This is a genomic window from Phocaeicola coprocola DSM 17136 (assembly GCF_000154845.1).
In the GTDB taxonomy this organism is placed as follows: Bacteria; Bacteroidota; Bacteroidia; order Bacteroidales; family Bacteroidaceae; genus Phocaeicola; species Phocaeicola coprocola.
This window is the reverse complement of sequence record NZ_DS981464.1, coordinates 1-18,785: the sequence shown is the minus strand read 5'-3', so window position 1 is coordinate 18,785 and position 18,785 is coordinate 1. Positions and strand designations below refer to the sequence as shown.

The 18,785-nt window shown below is 39.2% G+C and carries 16 protein-coding genes, 2 tRNA genes and 1 pseudogene; 9 read left to right on the top strand and 10 right to left on the bottom strand.

What is annotated here, in order from left to right:
* Positions 1 to 10 precede the first annotated feature (10 nt).
* On the bottom strand, positions 11 to 1,033 hold the full coding sequence (locus BACCOP_RS07485) for a sugar kinase (RefSeq protein WP_007567861.1): 1,023 nt from the start codon (positions 1,031 to 1,033) through the stop codon (positions 11 to 13).
* Positions 1,034 to 1,257: 224 nt separating this feature from the next.
* Between BACCOP_RS07485 and BACCOP_RS07480 the strand changes: the two genes are divergently transcribed.
* The 6 genes from BACCOP_RS07480 to BACCOP_RS07455 all read left to right on the top strand — a co-directional run bounded on the left by BACCOP_RS07480 (position 1,258) and on the right by BACCOP_RS07455 (position 6,293).
* Positions 1,258 to 2,337 (top strand): LacI family DNA-binding transcriptional regulator, encoded by a 1,080-nt coding sequence (locus tag BACCOP_RS07480; protein WP_007567859.1) that lies wholly within the window; start codon positions 1,258 to 1,260, stop codon positions 2,335 to 2,337.
* A 10-nt stretch (positions 2,338 to 2,347) separates the two neighbouring features.
* Positions 2,348 to 3,838, top strand: a complete 1,491-nt coding sequence (locus BACCOP_RS07475; protein WP_007567858.1) for a UxaA family hydrolase — start codon at positions 2,348 to 2,350, stop codon at positions 3,836 to 3,838.
* Between the two features lie 144 nt (positions 3,839 to 3,982).
* Complete coding sequence (locus BACCOP_RS07470) at positions 3,983 to 5,287, top strand: Na+/H+ antiporter NhaC family protein (RefSeq protein WP_007567856.1); 1,305 nt, start codon at positions 3,983 to 3,985, stop codon at positions 5,285 to 5,287.
* A 121-nt stretch (positions 5,288 to 5,408) separates the two neighbouring features.
* Positions 5,409 to 5,482 (top strand) — tRNA-Asp (locus BACCOP_RS07465).
* A 13-nt stretch (positions 5,483 to 5,495) separates the two neighbouring features.
* Positions 5,496 to 5,569 (top strand) — tRNA-Arg (locus BACCOP_RS07460).
* A gap of 133 nt (positions 5,570 to 5,702) precedes the next feature.
* Positions 5,703 to 6,293 (top strand): YqgE/AlgH family protein, encoded by a 591-nt coding sequence (locus BACCOP_RS07455; RefSeq protein ID WP_007567853.1) that lies wholly within the window; start codon positions 5,703 to 5,705, stop codon positions 6,291 to 6,293.
* Here BACCOP_RS07455 and BACCOP_RS07450 read toward each other — a convergent pair.
* The 3 genes from BACCOP_RS07450 to recR are packed head-to-tail and all read right to left on the bottom strand — an operon-like array spanning position 6,282 to position 7,907.
* Complete coding sequence (locus BACCOP_RS07450; protein ID WP_007567851.1) at positions 6,282 to 6,818, bottom strand: GNAT family N-acetyltransferase; 537 nt, start codon at positions 6,816 to 6,818, stop codon at positions 6,282 to 6,284. The genes BACCOP_RS07455 and BACCOP_RS07450 overlap by 12 nt on opposite strands.
* On the bottom strand, positions 6,815 to 7,279 hold the full coding sequence (locus tag BACCOP_RS07445; RefSeq protein WP_007567849.1) for a hypothetical protein: 465 nt from the start codon (positions 7,277 to 7,279) through the stop codon (positions 6,815 to 6,817). Before BACCOP_RS07445 ends, BACCOP_RS07450 begins: the two co-directional genes overlap by 4 nt.
* Positions 7,280 to 7,289: 10 nt before the next feature.
* Positions 7,290 to 7,907 carry a recombination mediator RecR gene (gene recR, locus BACCOP_RS07440; protein WP_040311921.1) on the bottom strand — a complete coding sequence of 206 codons (618 nt, stop codon included), beginning with the start codon at positions 7,905 to 7,907 and terminating at the stop codon, positions 7,290 to 7,292.
* Between the two features lie 303 nt (positions 7,908 to 8,210).
* Here recR and BACCOP_RS07435 point away from each other — a divergent pair, with 303 nt between their 5' ends.
* Complete coding sequence (locus BACCOP_RS07435) at positions 8,211 to 8,822, top strand: tetratricopeptide repeat protein (RefSeq protein ID WP_007567845.1); 612 nt, start codon at positions 8,211 to 8,213, stop codon at positions 8,820 to 8,822.
* A gap of 298 nt (positions 8,823 to 9,120) precedes the next feature.
* Entirely contained in the window at positions 9,121 to 10,668 is a 1,548-nt protein-coding gene (locus tag BACCOP_RS07430) for a peptide MFS transporter (RefSeq protein WP_007567843.1), read from the top strand.
* Positions 10,669 to 11,092: 424 nt separating this feature from the next.
* Here BACCOP_RS07430 and BACCOP_RS19715 read toward each other — a convergent pair whose 3' ends face one another.
* From BACCOP_RS19715 to BACCOP_RS07405, 6 genes are all read right to left on the bottom strand, one after another.
* Positions 11,093 to 11,242, bottom strand: coding sequence for a hypothetical protein (locus BACCOP_RS19715; RefSeq protein ID WP_157034744.1), 150 nt, complete (start codon positions 11,240 to 11,242; stop codon positions 11,093 to 11,095).
* Positions 11,243 to 11,468: 226 nt separating this feature from the next.
* Positions 11,469 to 12,263: a hypothetical protein gene (locus BACCOP_RS07425; RefSeq protein WP_007567839.1), complete on the bottom strand. Its 795-nt coding sequence runs from the start codon at positions 12,261 to 12,263 to the stop codon at positions 11,469 to 11,471.
* 33 nt (positions 12,264 to 12,296) lie between these two features.
* Positions 12,297 to 13,796 carry a hypothetical protein gene (locus BACCOP_RS07420; protein WP_007567837.1) on the bottom strand — a complete coding sequence of 500 codons (1,500 nt, stop codon included), beginning with the start codon at positions 13,794 to 13,796 and terminating at the stop codon, positions 12,297 to 12,299.
* 181 nt (positions 13,797 to 13,977) lie between these two features.
* Positions 13,978 to 14,505 (bottom strand): HU family DNA-binding protein, encoded by a 528-nt coding sequence (locus BACCOP_RS07415; protein WP_007567835.1) that lies wholly within the window; start codon positions 14,503 to 14,505, stop codon positions 13,978 to 13,980.
* Between the two features lie 473 nt (positions 14,506 to 14,978).
* Positions 14,979 to 16,469 (bottom strand): RNA-guided endonuclease TnpB family protein, encoded by a 1,491-nt coding sequence (locus BACCOP_RS19230; protein WP_007567833.1) that lies wholly within the window; start codon positions 16,467 to 16,469, stop codon positions 14,979 to 14,981.
* 166 nt (positions 16,470 to 16,635) lie between these two features.
* Positions 16,636 to 18,192 (bottom strand): peptide MFS transporter, encoded by a 1,557-nt coding sequence (locus BACCOP_RS07405; protein WP_007567831.1) that lies wholly within the window; start codon positions 18,190 to 18,192, stop codon positions 16,636 to 16,638.
* 263 nt (positions 18,193 to 18,455) lie between these two features.
* Here BACCOP_RS07405 and BACCOP_RS07400 point away from each other — a divergent pair.
* Positions 18,456 to 18,785 (top strand): annotated as a pseudogene (locus BACCOP_RS07400) (hypothetical protein); the annotation flags it as partial.

Below are 18,785 nucleotides of genomic sequence, written 5' to 3'. Positions count from 1 at the left end.
ACTGAATAAATTATCTCTGAACACGTCCGCTAGCATCACCACCTGCCAAAGCTTCAACTTCTTCAACAGAAACCAAGTTGAAGTCACCATTGATAGTATGCTTCAAAGCAGAAGCAGCTACAGCGAATTCCAAAGCTTCACCCTGGTTAGGTTTAGTCAACAATCCGTGAATAATACCACCAGAGAATGAATCACCACCACCTACACGGTCAATAATCGGATTGATATCGTAACGCTTAGAAGTATAGAATTCTTCACCGTTGTAAATCATAGCTTTCCAGCCATTGTGAGTAGCGGAGAACGATTCACGCAATGTAGAAATAACATATTTGAATCCGAATTCCTTAGCCATTGCTGTAAAGATACCTTTGTAGCCTTCAGCATCAGTTTTACCACCTTCAACGTCTGCATCAGGTTTAAAGCCAAGACAAAGTTCAGCATCTTCTTCATTACCGATACATACATCTACATATTGCATCAATGGGCGCATAATAGACTGAGCTTTTTCTTTTGTCCAAAGTTTCTTACGGAAGTTCAAGTCTACAGAAACTGTTACTCCATGGCGTTTTGCAGCCTCACAAGCCAGTTTAGTAAGTTCAGCAGCCTTATCAGAGATGGCTGGAGTAATACCAGACCAGTGGAACCAGTCAGCTCCTTCCATGATAGCATCAAAATCGAAATCACACGGATCAGCTTCTGCGATAGCCGAGTGAGCACGGTCATAAATAACCTTGCTAGGACGCATAGAAGCACCTGTTTCCAAATAATAAATACCTACACGATCACCACCACGAGCAATAAAATCTGTCTTAACACCATACTTACGTAAAGCGTTTACTGCTGATTGACCGATTTCATGCTTCGGCAGCTTTGTTACGAAGTATGCATCGTGGCCGTAATTGGCGCAGCTAACAGCAACATTTGCTTCACCACCACCGTATACAACATCAAAGTTATCAGACTGCACGAAACGGGTATTTCCCGGAGTTGACAATCTCAACATGATCTCACCTAAAGTAACAATTTTTCCCATTGTAGATAAATTTTATACTATTTATAATAAGTTTGATAATCTTACCGTCAAAGTGGATATCACATGTTCGCGTCTTCATAGATTAAATAAACAATATCCTCTTTGTGTACGCACACAAAGGTACGAGTTATTTTTTAAATAACAAAAAAAGTTATATATTTGTATCGAAAAATTTTTTCTTCATCAATTAAGAAAGACCTCCTATATAAATAAGGTATATAGATATGGATAAACAAGTAGAACGTATTCGTATAAAAGATATAGCCCAGATGGCGGAAGTGTCAGTCGGGACAGTAGACAGAGTTCTTCACGGGCGAACCGGCGTTTCGGAAGCAAGTCGCAAGAAGGTAGAAAACATCCTTAAGCAGCTTGACTACCAACCCAACATGTATGCCAGCGCACTGGCGTCGAATAAAAAATATATTTTTGCCTGTTTATTGCCTCTCCATGCAAAAGGCGACTATTGGGTGGATGTAGAAAATGGCATGTATCAGGCTATGAAGGCTTTTTCCGATTTTAATATTTCATTACATATTGATTATTACGACCAATACGAATTCGGTTCTTTCGTATCCGCCGGCAACCGCCTGCTGGCAATGAACCCAGACGGCTTGATTCTATCTCCGACAATTGAAACGGAAACAACCCAAATTGTAAGCAAGCTTCAGATATTAAATATACCTTATATATTTATAGATTCGAATATACCTCATCTGAATCCACTGGCTTTTTACGGACAACACGCTAAACAAAGTGGGTATTTCGCTGCACGCATGGTAAAAATGCTGATGCAAGACAGCAAAGAACTGATTATTTTCCGGCAAATAAACGAAGGCAGATTAGGTTCAAACCAGCAGTTACACCGTGAGGAAGGATTTTATGCATATATGAAAGAACACCATCCTGATTTGAAGATGTGGGAATTGAATCTATATGCCAAACAGCCAGGAGAAGACGAGGCCATACTGGATGATTTCTTCCAAAAGCATCCAGGTATATCATATGGAATCACATTCAACTCGAAAGCCTATATCATTGGAGAATATATATTGAGACACAAAAGACACGATTTCCACTTAATAGGTTACGATTTACTGACCAGAAATGTAGCCTGTCTGCGCGAAGGCGTGATAGACTTCCTTATCGCACAGCAACCTACTCTACAGGGATACAGCAGCGTAGAAAGTTTATGCAATCATCTTATCTTAAAGAAAAAAGTAAAAGAATGCAACTATATGCCAATCAACCTGCTGACAATAGAGAATATAGATTTCTACCTGGATGCAAACAGGAACAATAACTAACATATAATTTATGGAAACAACTTATCTAAAAATTAACCCGGCAGACAACGTTGCTGTCGCTATCACTCCCCTGAAAGCTGGAGAAACTATCCAGATTGACGGACAGGAGATTACTTTAAAAACAGATATTCCAGCCGGACACAAAGTAACACTGCAAGATTTCAATGAAGGTGACAATATTGTAAAATACGGTTATCCTATCGGACATGCCATCAAACATGTACCTCAGGGAAGCTGGATTTGCGAGAAAGAAATAAAAACCAACCTTGCCGGATTGCTGGACTATACGTACAATCCGGTTGAGGTTTCATTGGATATTCCGCAGGAAAATCTTACATTCAAAGGATATCGTCGTAAAAACGGAGATGTAGGTATCCGTAATGAAATCTGGATCATCCCGACAGTGGGCTGCGTAAACGGTATCGTGAATCAGCTTGCAGAAGCTCTTCGCCGTGAAACAAAAGAAGAAGGAATCGATGCCATCATGGCTTTCCCTCATAATTACGGATGCTCTCAGTTGGGAGACGACCATGAAAACACGAAGAAAATCCTGCGCGACATGGTACTCCATCCCAATGCCGGAGCTGTATTGGTCGTAGGTTTGGGATGCGAAAACAACCAGCCTGACATTTTCCGTGAATTTATCGGTGAGTACGACGAAGACAGAATCAAGTTTATGGTAGCTCAAAAGGTAGACGATGAATTTGAGGAAGGTATGAAAATTTTGCGTGACTTATATGCAAAATGCAAACAGGATGTACGCACCGACATTCCACTGTCAGAACTGCGTGTCGGATTAAAGTGTGGTGGCTCAGACGGCTTCTCAGGTATTACAGCCAATCCGTTGCTGGGAATGTTCTCAGACTTCCTCATCGCACAAGGAGGAACATCCGTACTGACTGAAGTTCCTGAAATGTTTGGAGCAGAAACAATCCTGATGAATCGCTGCAAGACTCCGGAGCTGTTCGAAAAGACCGTACATCTTATCAACGACTTTAAGGAATACTTCCTTTCACACGGAGAACCAGTGGGCGAAAATCCGTCACCGGGAAATAAGGCAGGTGGTATTTCTACTCTCGAAGAAAAAGCATTGGGCTGCACACAGAAATGTGGAAAGAGTTACGTATCAGGAGTAATGCCTTACGGAGAACGCTTGCAGACAAAAGGATTGAATCTGCTTTCTGCTCCGGGAAATGACCTGGTTGCAGCTACCGCTCTCGCTTCTTGCGGATGCCACATGGTATTGTTTACCACCGGACGCGGTACACCGTTCGGTACTTACGTACCAACCATGAAGATTTCTACCAATTCTCGTCTGACAGCTCACAAACCGGGATGGATTGACTTCAATGCCGGAGTTATTGTAGAAAACGAACCTATGACTGTTACATGCAAACGATTCATCGACTACGTTATCAAAGTAGCCAGTGGAGAATGGGTTAACAATGAAAAGAAAGGTTACCGCGAAATTGCAATATTCAAGACTGGGGTAACTTTATAATAACAACATTTTTCTTCCCGAAGCCTGAATAATAAAATAAAAATGTCATCAGGCACTAAGGAACACAGCAAGGAATCTCTGAGAACACACCATACAATTTTCAGAGATTCCTTTATATAATTTAAGGTAGATACATCAATTTTTATGGACTTAAACAAACTGACTCCCATTATCAACAAGCCCAACGGCTGGGCACTGATGCCTTTAGTGGTATTTCTTTGTCTTTATCTGGTGACTTCACTTATTGTCAACGATTTCTACAAAGTACCTATCACCGTAGCATTTCTGGTAGCCTCTGTCTACGCCGTGGCAACGACAAAAGGATTAAGCCTCAACGACCGCATACTTCAATATTCATCAGGAGCAGCAAACAAAAATATCATGCTGATGCTCTGGATATTTATTCTGGCCGGAGCCTTTGCCCAGTCGGCCAAAGCCATGGGAGCCATAGATGCAACCGTAAATCTGACGCTTCTACTACTGCCTGACAATCTGCTGCTGGCAGGAATTTTTCTGGCTTCCTGTTTCATATCATTGTCTATCGGTACATCGGTGGGAACAATCGTGGCCCTTACGCCGGTTGCGGCGGGTATTGCCATGAAGACAGATGTAAGTCTGCCGTTCATGACAGCTCTCGTCATAGGAGGAGCTTTTTTCGGTGATAATCTTTCTTTTATTTCCGATACTACGATAGCCGCAACACGTACACAAGGTTGCGTAATGCGCGACAAGTTTCGGGTAAATTTCCTGATTGCCGTTCCTGCTGCCCTGCTTGTATTTATCTATTATATCATATATGGTACGCAAGTAGAGTCAGCAAGTGAAATACATGCGATAGAATGGGGCAAAGTTATCCCCTACCTCATCGTCCTGGGTACAGCTATTGCCGGTATGAATGTAACTCTGGTCCTACTCCTTGGAGTACTTTCAACAGGTATCATAGGTTGTATATATGGAAGCTTCGACCTTTTCGGATGGTTTGCTTCCATGGGTGAAGGCATCACCGGAATGGGAGAACTTATCATCATTACATTAATGGCAGGAGGCATGCTTGAGCTGATTCGCTTCAACGGAGGTGTAGATTATATTCTGCATCATCTGACTAGCCATGTAAGCAACAAGAGAGGAGCCGAACTTAGTATTGCCGCATTAGTCAGCTTAGCCAATTTCTGTACAGCCAACAATACGATAGCCATTATTACTGTCGGACCTCTAGCCAACAACATAGCCGAACAATTCAGGGTAGACAAACGAAAAAGTGCCAGTATTCTCGATACTTTTTCATGCGTCGTACAAGGCCTTATTCCTTATGGAGCACAAATGCTGATAGCAGCCGAACTGACAAAATTATCCCCTATCAGTATCATTGGCTATCTGTACTACCCTATAATATTAGGAATAGTAGCTCTGCTAAGCATCCTTTTACGCTACCCTAAACGGTATTCGTAAGCAGTGAAATCAAGAAAAAGATTATTTTTCTTACAAAAAACTGGGCAATTTATTTGCAGGAATAAAAAAAAGTAGTACCTTTGCACTCGCAATTGAGAGAGATAGCAAATAAAAAAATAATGGTGCGTTAGTTCAGTTGGTTAGAATACATGCCTGTCACGCATGGGGTCACGGGTTCGAGTCCCGTACGCACCGCTTAATTAAGGATGGTTCCGTAGCTCAGCTGGATAGAGCAACGCCCTTCTAAGGCGTGGGTCCTGCGTTCGAATCGCAGCGGAATCACAGGAAGCGATTACTTCGGTAATCGCTTTTTTGTTATATATACCTATAAAATTATTATTCCTAAAATAAAAGCCGATATCCTTTCCTATCTCACTTTTTTTTTACTACATTAGTAAAATATAAATATTTAGCTATGGATATGCGCATTTTTCAAGTAAAATCAAATAAGGCGCTTCCGCATACGGGAAGTATTCTTATTGCTTCCCCATTATTATATGATTATCATTTTGCCCGTTCAGTCGTCCTGATGATAACACATAATTCGGAGGGAAGTATGGGCATTGTAATGAATAAAGATTTCAGATATCATATTTCACTGAACCAACTTGTTCCTAATCTGGAAACAGCTCCCCTTATCCCTGTCTATAAAGGCGGACCCGTAGACAGAAGTACCATCTTTTTCTTACACACACTACCCGATCTGGAGGGTTCATTTCCTCTAGGCAATGGTCTGTTCTTAAATGGTGACTTCGAACGTGTGCAGCAATATATACTGGCAGGAAATCCCATCGAAGGGCATATCCGCTTCTTTGCGGGATACGCCGGATGGAACAACACACAACTTCAAAAAGAGATAAACGAGGATTCGTGGATCATAGGAGAAACCTGCAAGCAGCACTTGCTGGAGGAGAATTATCGGGAGCTATGGCAAACCAGCATGAATGAGCTGGGCAATCCCTATCGCTTGTGGGCTAAATATCCGCAATATCCGTCATGCAATTAAAGGATTCATTTTCTGCAGCAGACACACATCCCGATATCCTCTTCCAGTATGCAACCAGTCTTTCAATACTCCTGTCGTATTAAATCCTGCAGAATGGAAGAGATTGATACATGCGGCATTGCTTGTCTTCACATAAGCATACAATTGATGCATACCCAACAGACTGAAGCAATGCCGTTCCAGCAACGATAAGGCGGAACGGGCAATTCCACGACGACGAAATTCTTTCAAAACAACAATACCTACTTCGGCACGGCTATGACGGGCATCGAACGTACACAGGTCTATGACTCCGGCTACACTACCGGAACAATGCTCTATGACCAACCGAAGCTGACCGTCAACATATATATCATTGGTATTTTCCGCAATATACCTCTCAAGCTGAAAACGGGAGAAAGGTCCCGTCACAATACCATTTTCCCACAGTTCTTCATCATTTTCCAGCCTCATCAGCACATCTACGTCACTTGGCTCCAAAGCCCGAAGACGGATTTCATCTGTATATAACAAGGCAAAGCTCATTGTGCACGCTCCTCGTTACGCTGCAAATCAAGTTCAGAAACGACCCGTTCACGTCCCGGTACACAGAATAAAGAAGCAACCAGTACCATACCGGCACATAATACTCCCGTCGTATCCATGGTCCAATAATAAACGGAAAGATTTACCAGAGCTGCAACAAGCAGCAGGCATACCCGCACTTCATTCCAGCGACGATAGCTTTTTACCGCTTCTACAAGCGGAAGAGTACGTACATACTTTGTCAACGACAAACTGAACAAGCGAAGCGACAAGGGAATCAAACCTACAGCAAGCAAGATACCACACACCTGCAACATATAACCAGTACGTACATCATCAGTAAAGATTCCCTGAGGAAGAATATCATACTCGTACAAAACAATCAAAACCAAACACAACACCCAAAGCAGCGCATACTCTATCTTCAGGCATTTCAATAGCTGTGCAATTTCTTTTTCCATTTCAATATATTTACATAGTTCCAGTAAAAACAGTACGGTTTACAATAGAACGTCCCAATGTAACCTCATCCGTATATTCCAGTTCATCACCGATGGAAATACCTCTGGCAATCATTGTCAGCTTGACATCATAGGGAGCCAGTTTTCGGAAGATATAAAAGTTTGTAGTATCTCCTTCCATCGTTGAACTTAATGCGAGAATCACCTCTCTGACTGTACCCGATTTCACACGTTCCACCAGACTTTCTATCTGTAGGTCAGAAGGTCCTACACCATCCATAGGAGAAATAACTCCCCCTAATACATGGTACAATCCCTTATACTGCTGGGTATTTTCTACAGCCATTACATCACGAATGTTTTCCACCACGCATACCGTCGAAGCATCCCTCGATGAGTTGGAACAAATCTGGCAAACATCCGTATCGGATATATTATGACAAACCCTACAATATTTTACTTCACGCTTCAGTGTTATGACGGCATTGCCAAATGCCTCCACTGTCTGCAAATCCTGACGCAGCAGATGTAACACCAGCCTCATGGCAGTTTTTCTTCCTATACCGGGAAGCTTGGCAAATTCTCCCACTGCTTTTTCCAATAAAACGGACGGATACTGTTGACTCATTAGTTCATTCAATTTGTCGGCAAAAATACAAAAAAATAAACTATCTTTCATGCTACAGAAAGAACATCGCAAAATTTTACCAACCATCCATCCGCCCAATCCCCCAAAGATTATTTCTTCCCAGACAACATTTCGCTATATAATAAAGGTAATACGTTCTGTCAAAACATTCCTAAGCAAGGCATAAGTATGCTATTAATTGTTAAAAAAGTGATTTAAAACATAATATTTTTCTTACTTAAAATATTTATTGTTTCAAGAAAACTCTCTACTTTTGCGCCTGACATAAAAACAACTTTACTTATGAATACAATGAAAACACTAATACTTACCGTTGCATGTTGCCTGATGGCAATCGCTCAAACACAAGCTAAAGATTTTGTCCGTCCGGAAAGTTCTAATTACATAAAAGGAGTAGAAGCACTGAATGCAGGCAATGCAGAACAGGCTTATCAATACCTGAACGAAGAAATCAACCAAAATCCGGACAATGGTTATGCACACTGTTACATGGCGCTGGTATGCAATTTCTACGGCGATATGAAACTGGCACTGTATGCTGCCAACGAAAGTGTAAAACTTATTCCGGAAGAAGATACAGAATACCGCTCGTTTGCATACTATACCCGCGGCACACTTTACATGAACGCTCAGGCATACGATCTGGCAGAGAAAGATTTGGACGAAGCTATCCGCCTGACTCCCTCAGATGCAGAGAATTACAAGACCCGTGCTGAAATTCATATGGACAAAGGCGAGTACGATGATTCACTGGCTGACCTCCAGACAGCTATCAAACTCGACAGTCATGCTGATGTATACGACTTGATGATGCAACTGCTGGAAGCTAATCCAGATCCGGCTTTCTTCGATAAAGTAACCTCTTGTTATCAAGGGGTAACAGCCAACAGATAAGATTGAAGACCAATCAGATTATTTTTCCGATATAGGAAGAGCAGAAGGTAATTTTTCTGCTCTTCCTTTTATTTTGTCCAGACGTCAAGTAAAATATTCCCCCGACACGCTCTACATAACCTATCCGGCTTCTCAAAAAGCTTTATAATCTTTTCTATATTTCAGCACAGACTTAAAAGCAAAGCGAAGCAAAAACAACACATCTTCTAACTTTTTGATTTTGACACAAGGTATTTATTTGCTATTTTTGCAACGTTTTTCGCTGCAAATAATAACATTTTATCAAAATAGGAACAAAATGAATCAGACAAAAGGACATCCGAAAGGACTTTACTTACTCTTCGTAACTGAAATGTGGGAACGATTCAGTTATTATGGCATGCGTGCCTTGTTCATGCTTTACATGGTGCAAGCCTTGCTGTTCGATAAGGAAATGGCTTCACAAGTTTACGGAAGTTATACAGGGCTGGTATACCTTACCCCATTAATTGGCGGATACATTGCCGACCGCTACTGGGGAAATCGTCGCTCCATCGTAGTAGGAGCATTGACCATGGCGGCAGGACAGTTCATGCTTTTCCTGAGTGCATGCTATTTTCATCAGGTAGAACTAGCCAAATGGCTGATGTTTATAGGACTGGGACTGCTGATTTTAGGCAACGGATTCTTCAAGCCTAACATATCGACCATGGTAGGACGTCTGTATACAGCCGACGACAAACGTAAAGATTCGGCCTTCACCATCTTCTACATGGGAGTGAATGTAGGATCTACCCTTGCCCCGCTGATATGCGGACTAGTAGGTAACACGGGACATCCGGAAGATTTCAAATGGGGATTCCTGTCAGCATGCATCGGAATGGTACTGGGAGCTGCTGTTTTCCAGATATTCAAGAATAAATATATCTGCGATCCGGACGGTAACCCTGTAGGTACGGTCCCTTCTAAAGCTGATTGTAACACACAAAAGGCCTCACAGACAGGCAAGGAAAGTAATAAGCGTACTATATGGATGGCTGTGGGAACTGTTTTACTTACCATTCTGTTTTCTGTAAACTGGAATGGCAATGGTGGTATCTTTGCTGGAGCCGACTGGATTGGTTCACTTATTTATGCTACGACCATCGTTATGCCCATCATCATCATTACCGACAAGAGTCTGAGCCGTACCGAACAAGCCCGAATCGGTGTAATATACATCATCGCTTTCTTCGTGATATTTTTCTGGGCAGCCTACGAACAGGCAGGAGCTTCACTTACCTTCTTTGCTGACGAACAGACCGACCGTCACATCGGCGGCTGGGAGATGCCCGCAGCTTATTTCCAGTCTTTCAATCCGATTATGATTGTAACACTTGCTCCTATATTTGCCGCCATCTGGTCATTCCTTGGCAAACGGGGCATCGAACCCAGTTCACCGCGTAAGCAAGCCATCGGTCTGTTATTACTCTCATTAGGTTATCTGTTCATTGCTTTCGGTGTAAAAGATGTACAGCCCGGCGTGAAAGTCAGCATGATCTGGTTGACGGGCCTGTATCTCATTCATACCATGGGTGAGCTTTGCCTTGCTCCTATCGGACTGTCCCTGGTATACAAACTCTCTCCGGTACGCTTCTCATCACTGCTGATGGGTGTATGGTATCTCAGTACCTCAGCAGCCAATAAGTTTGCCGGTGTGTTGAGCGGCTATTATCCGGAAGGCGGTGTAACCAAGACTTTCCTAGGTTACCACGTAGAAAACCTGTTCGATTTCTTCATGTTGTTCGTTTTTATGAGTGGAACAGCAGCTGTTATTCTTTTCATTCTTTCAGGTAAGCTGCAAAAGATGATGAAAGGGGTTGAATAAGCTTGACTGTTATTTAATAAACAACATTCCACCCAACAGACACAAGCAGACATTTACTGAACAATAATAACCAAGAAGCTCTTTAACCTTCTCTCCTATACTTTCCGATTGCATAACAGAAAGTTTCAGAAAAGGTTAAAGAGCTTGTTTTATCTCCATATACAGAGAAAGAAAAACTTCAGCTTCTTTCCTGAGAAACGTCCTGATATTTTTTTATTAAAGAATAAAATCTTACGAATAAGACATTATATCATTCGAGAAATACACACCAGAAACTCATTCCCTATCATGTATATAAATACTTCCAGAGAGTCGACACCACAGAGAAATCACCAAGACCTTTCCCTAAAAATCAAGGCGTACAGACCGAGTTTAAAACTCATTCTGTACGCCTTGCAGTTTTATATAAGATTTATCTGCCCGATTACTTAGCTACACGTTCCAGCCATTTCACCATGAACAGCATTACTCCCATTGAAATGAAGCATACTATCATGAAAATTGCCCAGCAATATCCGATAGGAATAGCGTTATACATAAGAGGACCGATCCACAACAGGAGATTTGTCTTCACTCTGAAAAAGGATATACAAGGATAAAGCACTTCAGGCAAGACATTCTGTACTTAAAACACTACAATTTTCCCTGGTTCCAGTACTTCCGTGGAAGTACTGGAGTACTCCCCTGAAAGTACTGGAGTACTTCCTTGGCAGTACTAAGAATTGACTTTTCCTGATATAACTAGACGTTTTCTCTTTTTATAAACTGGAACAGTAGACACTTTGACTTTATCAATTAAATCAATCGCCTTCTTTTATCCAATTAATCTTTCTTCCCAATAAATCTGGAGTTATACAAATTCGTGGAAATGAACATTGAGAAAGGAAATTCATTGATTCATTTTCTTTTCCATTATAATCTATAATATTCATATTTCTATTTTCTTCAAATGGTAAGCATATACATAACCAATATTCATCGCATTTAACATTTTCACAATAATCCTTATATTTTTTCTCCTTTTTCTCAATACAAAATTTAATGTCATCCCAATTAACAGGAATGCAACGAGAAGCACTGTTAAAATAGATGACATTACAACAAGTCGTTTTTGATACCCTAATATAGCTAATATAATTCCTTTCAGATTGAGGATTTGTTTTTTGATACCATGACTTTAATAAATCTTCCAATTCATGACATACTTCTTGTACAGTTCCTCTTTTCTTTTTCTTTGGATATTTTCGGTAAATTATAATATTTAACTTTTCGGTTTCTGTTATGGTTTCCAAATACTTGTTTTTCTTAAACTCATTACATATTTTCTTTTCGAAACTTTCTTGTTCTACCGCATTCTTTGTTTTGCATTTCCTTACAGAAGGATGACATTCAACGACCTCCACTCCAATAGATTTATCGTTATTGAAAAAAACAAAATCCGGGCTTTCCCGAAAATATTTATCATCATAAGTCTCCGCGTCTATGTTAAGTTGAAGACATTTATTAATTAAAGGAATACAATTTTTTATGGCATTCCATTCCTTCTTTTTTTTGTATTGCTGTTGTTCTTCTTTGGAACTATTTTGGTCAAACATAAGTGTTAAAAATAAATTTATAATGTGTTGTTTTTAGTATATCTTATACTGTTCAGATTTAATTTCACGTAACCATTCATCAGAATGGGTTATTTTTATTAGTTTCTTTATACCGGTAATCTTGCCATACTTTATCTTATTCCCAAGTGTTTCCCTTTTATTTACCAACCCAGAAGAAAAGTAGTCAGCTAAAGACCTGACAGACATTTCTAAATCTTTGCTGTCGCATATAAACAAATATGTAGCTCTATTTTCTTCAGCATTTTCGTAAGCCAATAATGTTTCTTTATCAGCTGTAGCTATCGTAAAAATAAAAGCATCTTCTTCTGCCATAATCAAGTCGCTATTAACTCTATTCTCAAGGCAGTAGTATATTTTATAGTCATCAAGATGTAACTGGCATAATGAATCCAAGAATTCAGATTTTTTATTATTTATGTAGTTTCTAACTTCACTCTGTGTGTATTCATGTTTTAATAATTTTTCTCTCTCTGACTTATGTATGTCTTCTGATATATGAGCAACATTCTCAGTGTGTCTTTTCAATACATCTAATGTATCGTTTATGCTTTCTATACTTGACTGTTCTATCCCAACTATAATATCATCCTGAAATACAGCCTTAATAGGTGGCAATTTGTTTATGATATAGTCCTTTATCTGATTAAATGCCTTTATAGACTTCTGATTCTTGAAATAAAAAGGTTTGTATTTACCCTGCCCTTCAGGGTGTTTGGGATTATAAATCTGTAACTCACCATTTAGAAATGTTACAAACTTCCAAGATATTTCATTATCTGCAAGAATAACTTTGGGCGTTTTTACATGGAAAAAATTTCTATGAATATAGTAAAGAGGATCACCATCGTAAAAAGGGTCGTTATCAAAATCTTCGTTAGAATCGTATTCGTCAAAGAAACCGCTAGCATGAAATCCTTTGCTTATATATTTCTTTATGTATAATAAATACTTATACAATGTTGGATTATTTAATGAAATAAAAGAAAATAGTTCTTCAAATGTTCTTCCCATTAACAAACCAAGTCCACCTACGAAAAAGTACTGAGCAAAAGCAGTCTTTTCTGATAAGTAATTAATCGTGGTAATCATATAACCTATAGTTTTAGCTTTAAGAAGAAGATTTGTATTATCAGACATTATATATTCTTTAATAGAATCTTCCGTAATAGGAGAATAATCTCTGATAATATTCTGAACTTGAATATCATCTATCCATGTAAAAATATTTTCTTCATAAAACTCCATATTCATCTCATGTACAATATCTTGACAAAGATTTATCAACTGAATTATAGTATTTTTTCTCCATGGAGGGTAATTGGCTTCTTCTGCTTTCTCAAGTAGAAACTCTATACCAAAATGATAATAAGTATAGTAAAAGACAAAAACACTAGATAATAGTTTTTCATCTTTAATCCATAAATAATCTTTATCAAAAAGAAGCTTCTTACACCCTTTTAAAAAACGCTTATCAATTTCTATCCAAGAACGAAATTCATCAAAGTCCTTCATATTATAAATGATTTATATTTCTGAACGTAAAAATAATAAAAAGGAGATTCTAAATGTAACCAACATAAGTTTTAATTACTTCAATATACAATAAGCCTGTTCCCATTTTCAGTCATACAGTCCCAATTTATTGACTGAAAAAAGGAAACAGGCTTATATTTTGTTAGGTATCAATGTATTCTTATCCAAAGCCACCATCTCCACCTTCTTCTGTACCGCCACCTCCGGTACCGCTGCCGCCACCGTCATCACTTCCACCGGAAGTAATGCCTTTGGCTTTTTTATAGTCTGCAAGGCTGGCATAGCTGATGCCTTCGTCCAATACTCCGGCATTTTGGAATTGAATACCTTGGAGTACACTTTCACGGAATTCCTTACTTGGAGTGAATATGATACGTGGATTCTTAATCATTGCTCCGGCATTGAAATCGGTAATGTTTTCTACACCGTCACTTTTGAACGAAACACGTATAGTACCTAAATCACCTACTCTTACTGTGTGTCCCTGCTGCAATTGCTGACGTGCGTGTCTTCCAAGTAATTCAAGAGCGGCTTCCATTTCTATGGGAGCGGTTGTCGTGTTTTCCGTAGCTGCACGTGTCATGGCTTTTACAGTCTGTGGAACTTCGCTGATAGGAATTGCATACCATTTCTTAGGTGCTGCCTTATCCTGCGGATTGATTTTCTTTACGAGCTTGTACTTGTACATACTGACCTCCTTTTTTATTAATGGGGACTGTAATAGCAAAATTACAATTTTATTTGAAATGGCAAAGTTTTCTTGCAGATTATTACATACGTTAGTCGTTGATTATTACTAACGTATGTAATGATTGATTGCTAACGTATGTGATAAACAACCACATGCGTTAGCAATAATAACCCTTATAAGTATATTACCTTATAACTAAAATAAGTAAAAAAAGACACGATTATTAACACCCATGCGCACATCATCGCAGACGACTTTATAGTTGGATATACCATTCAAAACAATGATAAAACCAACAGGCATGTTTTCTAATGTTTTTCTTTATAGGTTGGATATACCATTCAAAACAATGATAAAACCAACCGTTAGTTTCTAAGTTTATTAATTTCAATGTTTTGACGTACTTCCCGAGTATAGTTTCCTATCTCAGGTTAAGGACTTCCAGCAGCCCCTATTAGAAAATTTCTTTTCTAATTATCTTTCACGATTTTTTTACTCATCGCAATATTTCTTGCAGCATTAAAGTCTGCATTTATTTTCTCTCCTCGTCGTTTACATTGGGGATTCGTACAAACAAATTCTTCTTGCTTCTTACGTTCTCCACGTTCTCCGCAATAGCTGCATGTCTGGCTGGTATATGCAGGGTCAATATATTTCACTTCAATACCTTCCAATTTCGCTTTATATTCTATCATACTTTGCAGTTCGTAATACGACCAATAACGAAGCAGATACTTATACTCGTCTTTTACATAACCGTCCTTACCTTTTCCAAAATCTTTCAATGACTCCATGTGGATAGTTCCGGCATTCTGTTTTAAAGCCTGCTTTATAACCTCACGGCTGTAAACATGGTTTTGTGTATGCACCCAATTACGCTCTTTTTCCTTCAGCTTTTCCAAAGGCTCCAGTTTCTTCTTTCGTCCGTGTCCACCTTGGGTACACATTAGTTTCTGCAAACTTTTAAAACGTTTCTGAAACATCGTCCGCTGATTGTGAAAATGTTCTATATCGCCAATTTGCATCTTGAAATTGTCATTCTTGTTGATAGCAAGGTATAACGGACATTTGATGCCCAAATCCACACCTAACACAACTTCCTTATCCAACACTTGTTTCTTTGCTGGAATGTCAATAGACAGCAACAGGAATATTCTTGTACTCTTGTCATTTCCCTTTTTTATGAGTTTTATAGAAGAATTATTGGCAACATAATCTTCGCCTTTGTTTTTCTTTTGTTGCTTGTCGCTTTCTATCAGTCTTTCAACGATACAGCGGTTATTGCTTGTGTCTTTTCCAAACTCAAGCCTGAAAAGTATTCCTTTAAACCATTTTAGATAGATTCCTTCCTCTTTTACAAAAAGTCTCAATCCACTTTGTGGTTTAATGGAAAATGGAATTCCCATACCTTTCTTGTAAGTACTTAAGGCTCTTTCACCCGACTTGACTTTCTTTTTGTTATTGTTGTGATTATTTTGCACATATCGGTTTAAATCGGTCAATATCTCGGCTGGTATATACTTTAGAAATTCTTTCGATGCCAATTGATAGGTGGAATTCTGTTTGGAACACTGAAAAAAATCCTTCTTTTTATTTTTTACATCTTCATCAAGTTCGTTTCTTTCATCGACAAGTTGTCGTTGTTCATTAATCAGCCTGTCTCGTTTCTCTTTATCCGATGTTTTTTTCTTCGTATTCAGTCCTTTCTGTTTTTTCTCTATTTCCTCCAGTTTTTTCTCTATATCCTTGTACCGTGGCATATGTAATTTCAATCGCATTTCATACTCATCGTTAAAAAGGCAATGAGTAGAGATTCTATTGGCAGCCTGATAAATTGTGTTGTTTATCTGATAAAGATATTTCCATTGTTGGTCATATTTTTCATCTGTCAATCTTTCTTTTTCATCTGTCAATCTATCTTTTACGATTTTCAATTCTATCTTGCGTGTAATAGTAGGCATACTCTTTTTAATTTTACCACCGCAAATATTGTAATTATAATTGTAAGTCTCAAATCCAACTCAAATAATTTTCAGAATTTCACAAATTCTCAAAATTACCCCCATAAAAAAAATCCCCCATGCAACCGCATGAGGGATTCCACAAGTAAATTCTATTTCGAGAAATTTATTTTGCTACACGTTCCAGCCATTTCACCATGAACAGCATTACTCCCATTGAAATGAAGCATACTATCATGAAAATTGCCCAGCAATATCCGATAGGAATAGCGTTATACATAAGAGGACCGATCCACAACAGGAGATTACCTACTGCTGTTGCACCGAGCCATAATCCCTGACAAAGTCCCAAAAGATGCTTTGGAGCTACCTTCGAAACGAATGACAGTCCAAGTGGTGAAATAAACAACTCAGCTACAGTAAGCAGGAAGTAAAGTACAATCAAAACCCATGCTCCTGCCTTAACCTGCTGGTCAATAGGCAATTCTCTATATTCAGCAGCAGAAGGATAACCCATAATGAGTGAATATGCTGCCAGGAAGAGATAAGCCAAACCTGCGATAAGCATACCAATGGCAATCTTACGCGGAGTAGAAATTTCTTTACCTCTTCTTGAAAGAGAACCGAAAATCATCATGATAATCGGAGTCAATGTAATAACAAAGAAAGGATTAACTGCCTGCCATATTTCCGGAGCGATTGTCGATGTATCAACGAAGTCTCTCGCAAAGAGTGAAAGTGAAGTACCATTCTGATGGAATGAGAACCAGAAGAAAATAACAACACCCAGCACTGCAAACAATGCGTAAAGACGCTGTTTGATTTCCTTCGCCATAGCAGCCTTTTCTTCAGCTGAATAAGTAACAGCAGCAGCGGCTTCTTTCTTTCCCGGATTTGGGAACTGACTCTTGGTAACAAAGAAGATAATCAAAGAAATAAGCATTGCTGCAACAGATGCAACAAATGAATAATGAATACCTTCATTAAATATCTGCAAATACTGTGCACAAGAAGCAGCCATATCGGTAGTTTCACCTACACATTGTGACATCAACTGATTCAGGTTACCCATAGCCTCAGCCGACATTCCCTCTGCACCTTTTGCTATATAGTCATGACACAAAGCAGGAAGACTCGCATTATAGACCATATCGTGTGCACTCAGCCACCAGCTTCTCAACAGAGGAGCAATAAACGGAGCTACCAGTCCACCGATATTGATAAACACATAAAAGATCTGGAATCCAGAATCTCTCTTGCTCTTAGCTTCGATCAGCTCTTTTTCCCCCTTTGTAGCAGCCTCAGCTTCAAGATTATCGTACATCTGGCCTACGATAGCCTGAAGATTTCCCTTGAACAGACCATTACCAAATGCTATGAAGAACAATGCAATACAAGTAAGTGTAAGCAACCATGATGTATTGCCTGCGTTAGCAGTAATAGGAATAGATAATGCAATATATCCAATAGCCATCACCACAAGGCCGGCCATGATTGTACCTTTATAATTCTGCTTTCTGTCAGCAATCAGACCCCCTACAAGACTTAACAGATAGATACCTGCATAAAAGAATGAATAGATAAGTGTACTTTTTTCCTCACTTATACCAAATTTAGAACAAAGGAACAACACCAGCACAGCGTTCATGATGTAGTAGCCAAAACGCTCCCCCATATTAGAAAGTGCAGCAGGTATCAGACCTTTAGGATGCTTGTTAAACATAAATAATGAAGATTTTAATGATTAATAAATTTAATCAATACTTCGGTAAATTTTTACCGAAAAATTAAAAGTTAAACAATAAAACCGGCAAAAGTCGGTTCGGAAACACTAAAGAGGTCATTGAAATGTTGTCTAAAACGAATGGTTAAGCATGAAGAAATGTGCTGAAAAAAATGTGCTAACCTGCTGATAATAAAGGTAAAAAAGTATTGCATAATTCGCTGGTTTTTTAGTAAATTAGAAGTCTCTCAACTCTTCTGATTATGACTAAAGAAACACTCCTTATGCAATACCAATCCGAGTGCCTGTCGGCTCTCAAATCAGTAGCGAATATACAAAAACCTTTTGAAAAAACGTTCATGGACACCATGAAATTATTCATGGCCATCCCGGATCGTATAAACTTCCTCCAATTGGGCAGATATGGCTGTTTCTCAGAACAGACTTATCGTAACCTTTTTGAGCATGAAACTTTCGACTGGTTTGCGTTCACGGCTCTATCATCAGCAGCATCTCACAGGCAAAGAAAAGCATCGCCATCGATCCTTCCTATATTCCCAATCAGCAAGAGACCCTTGATAGGTTACTTCTGG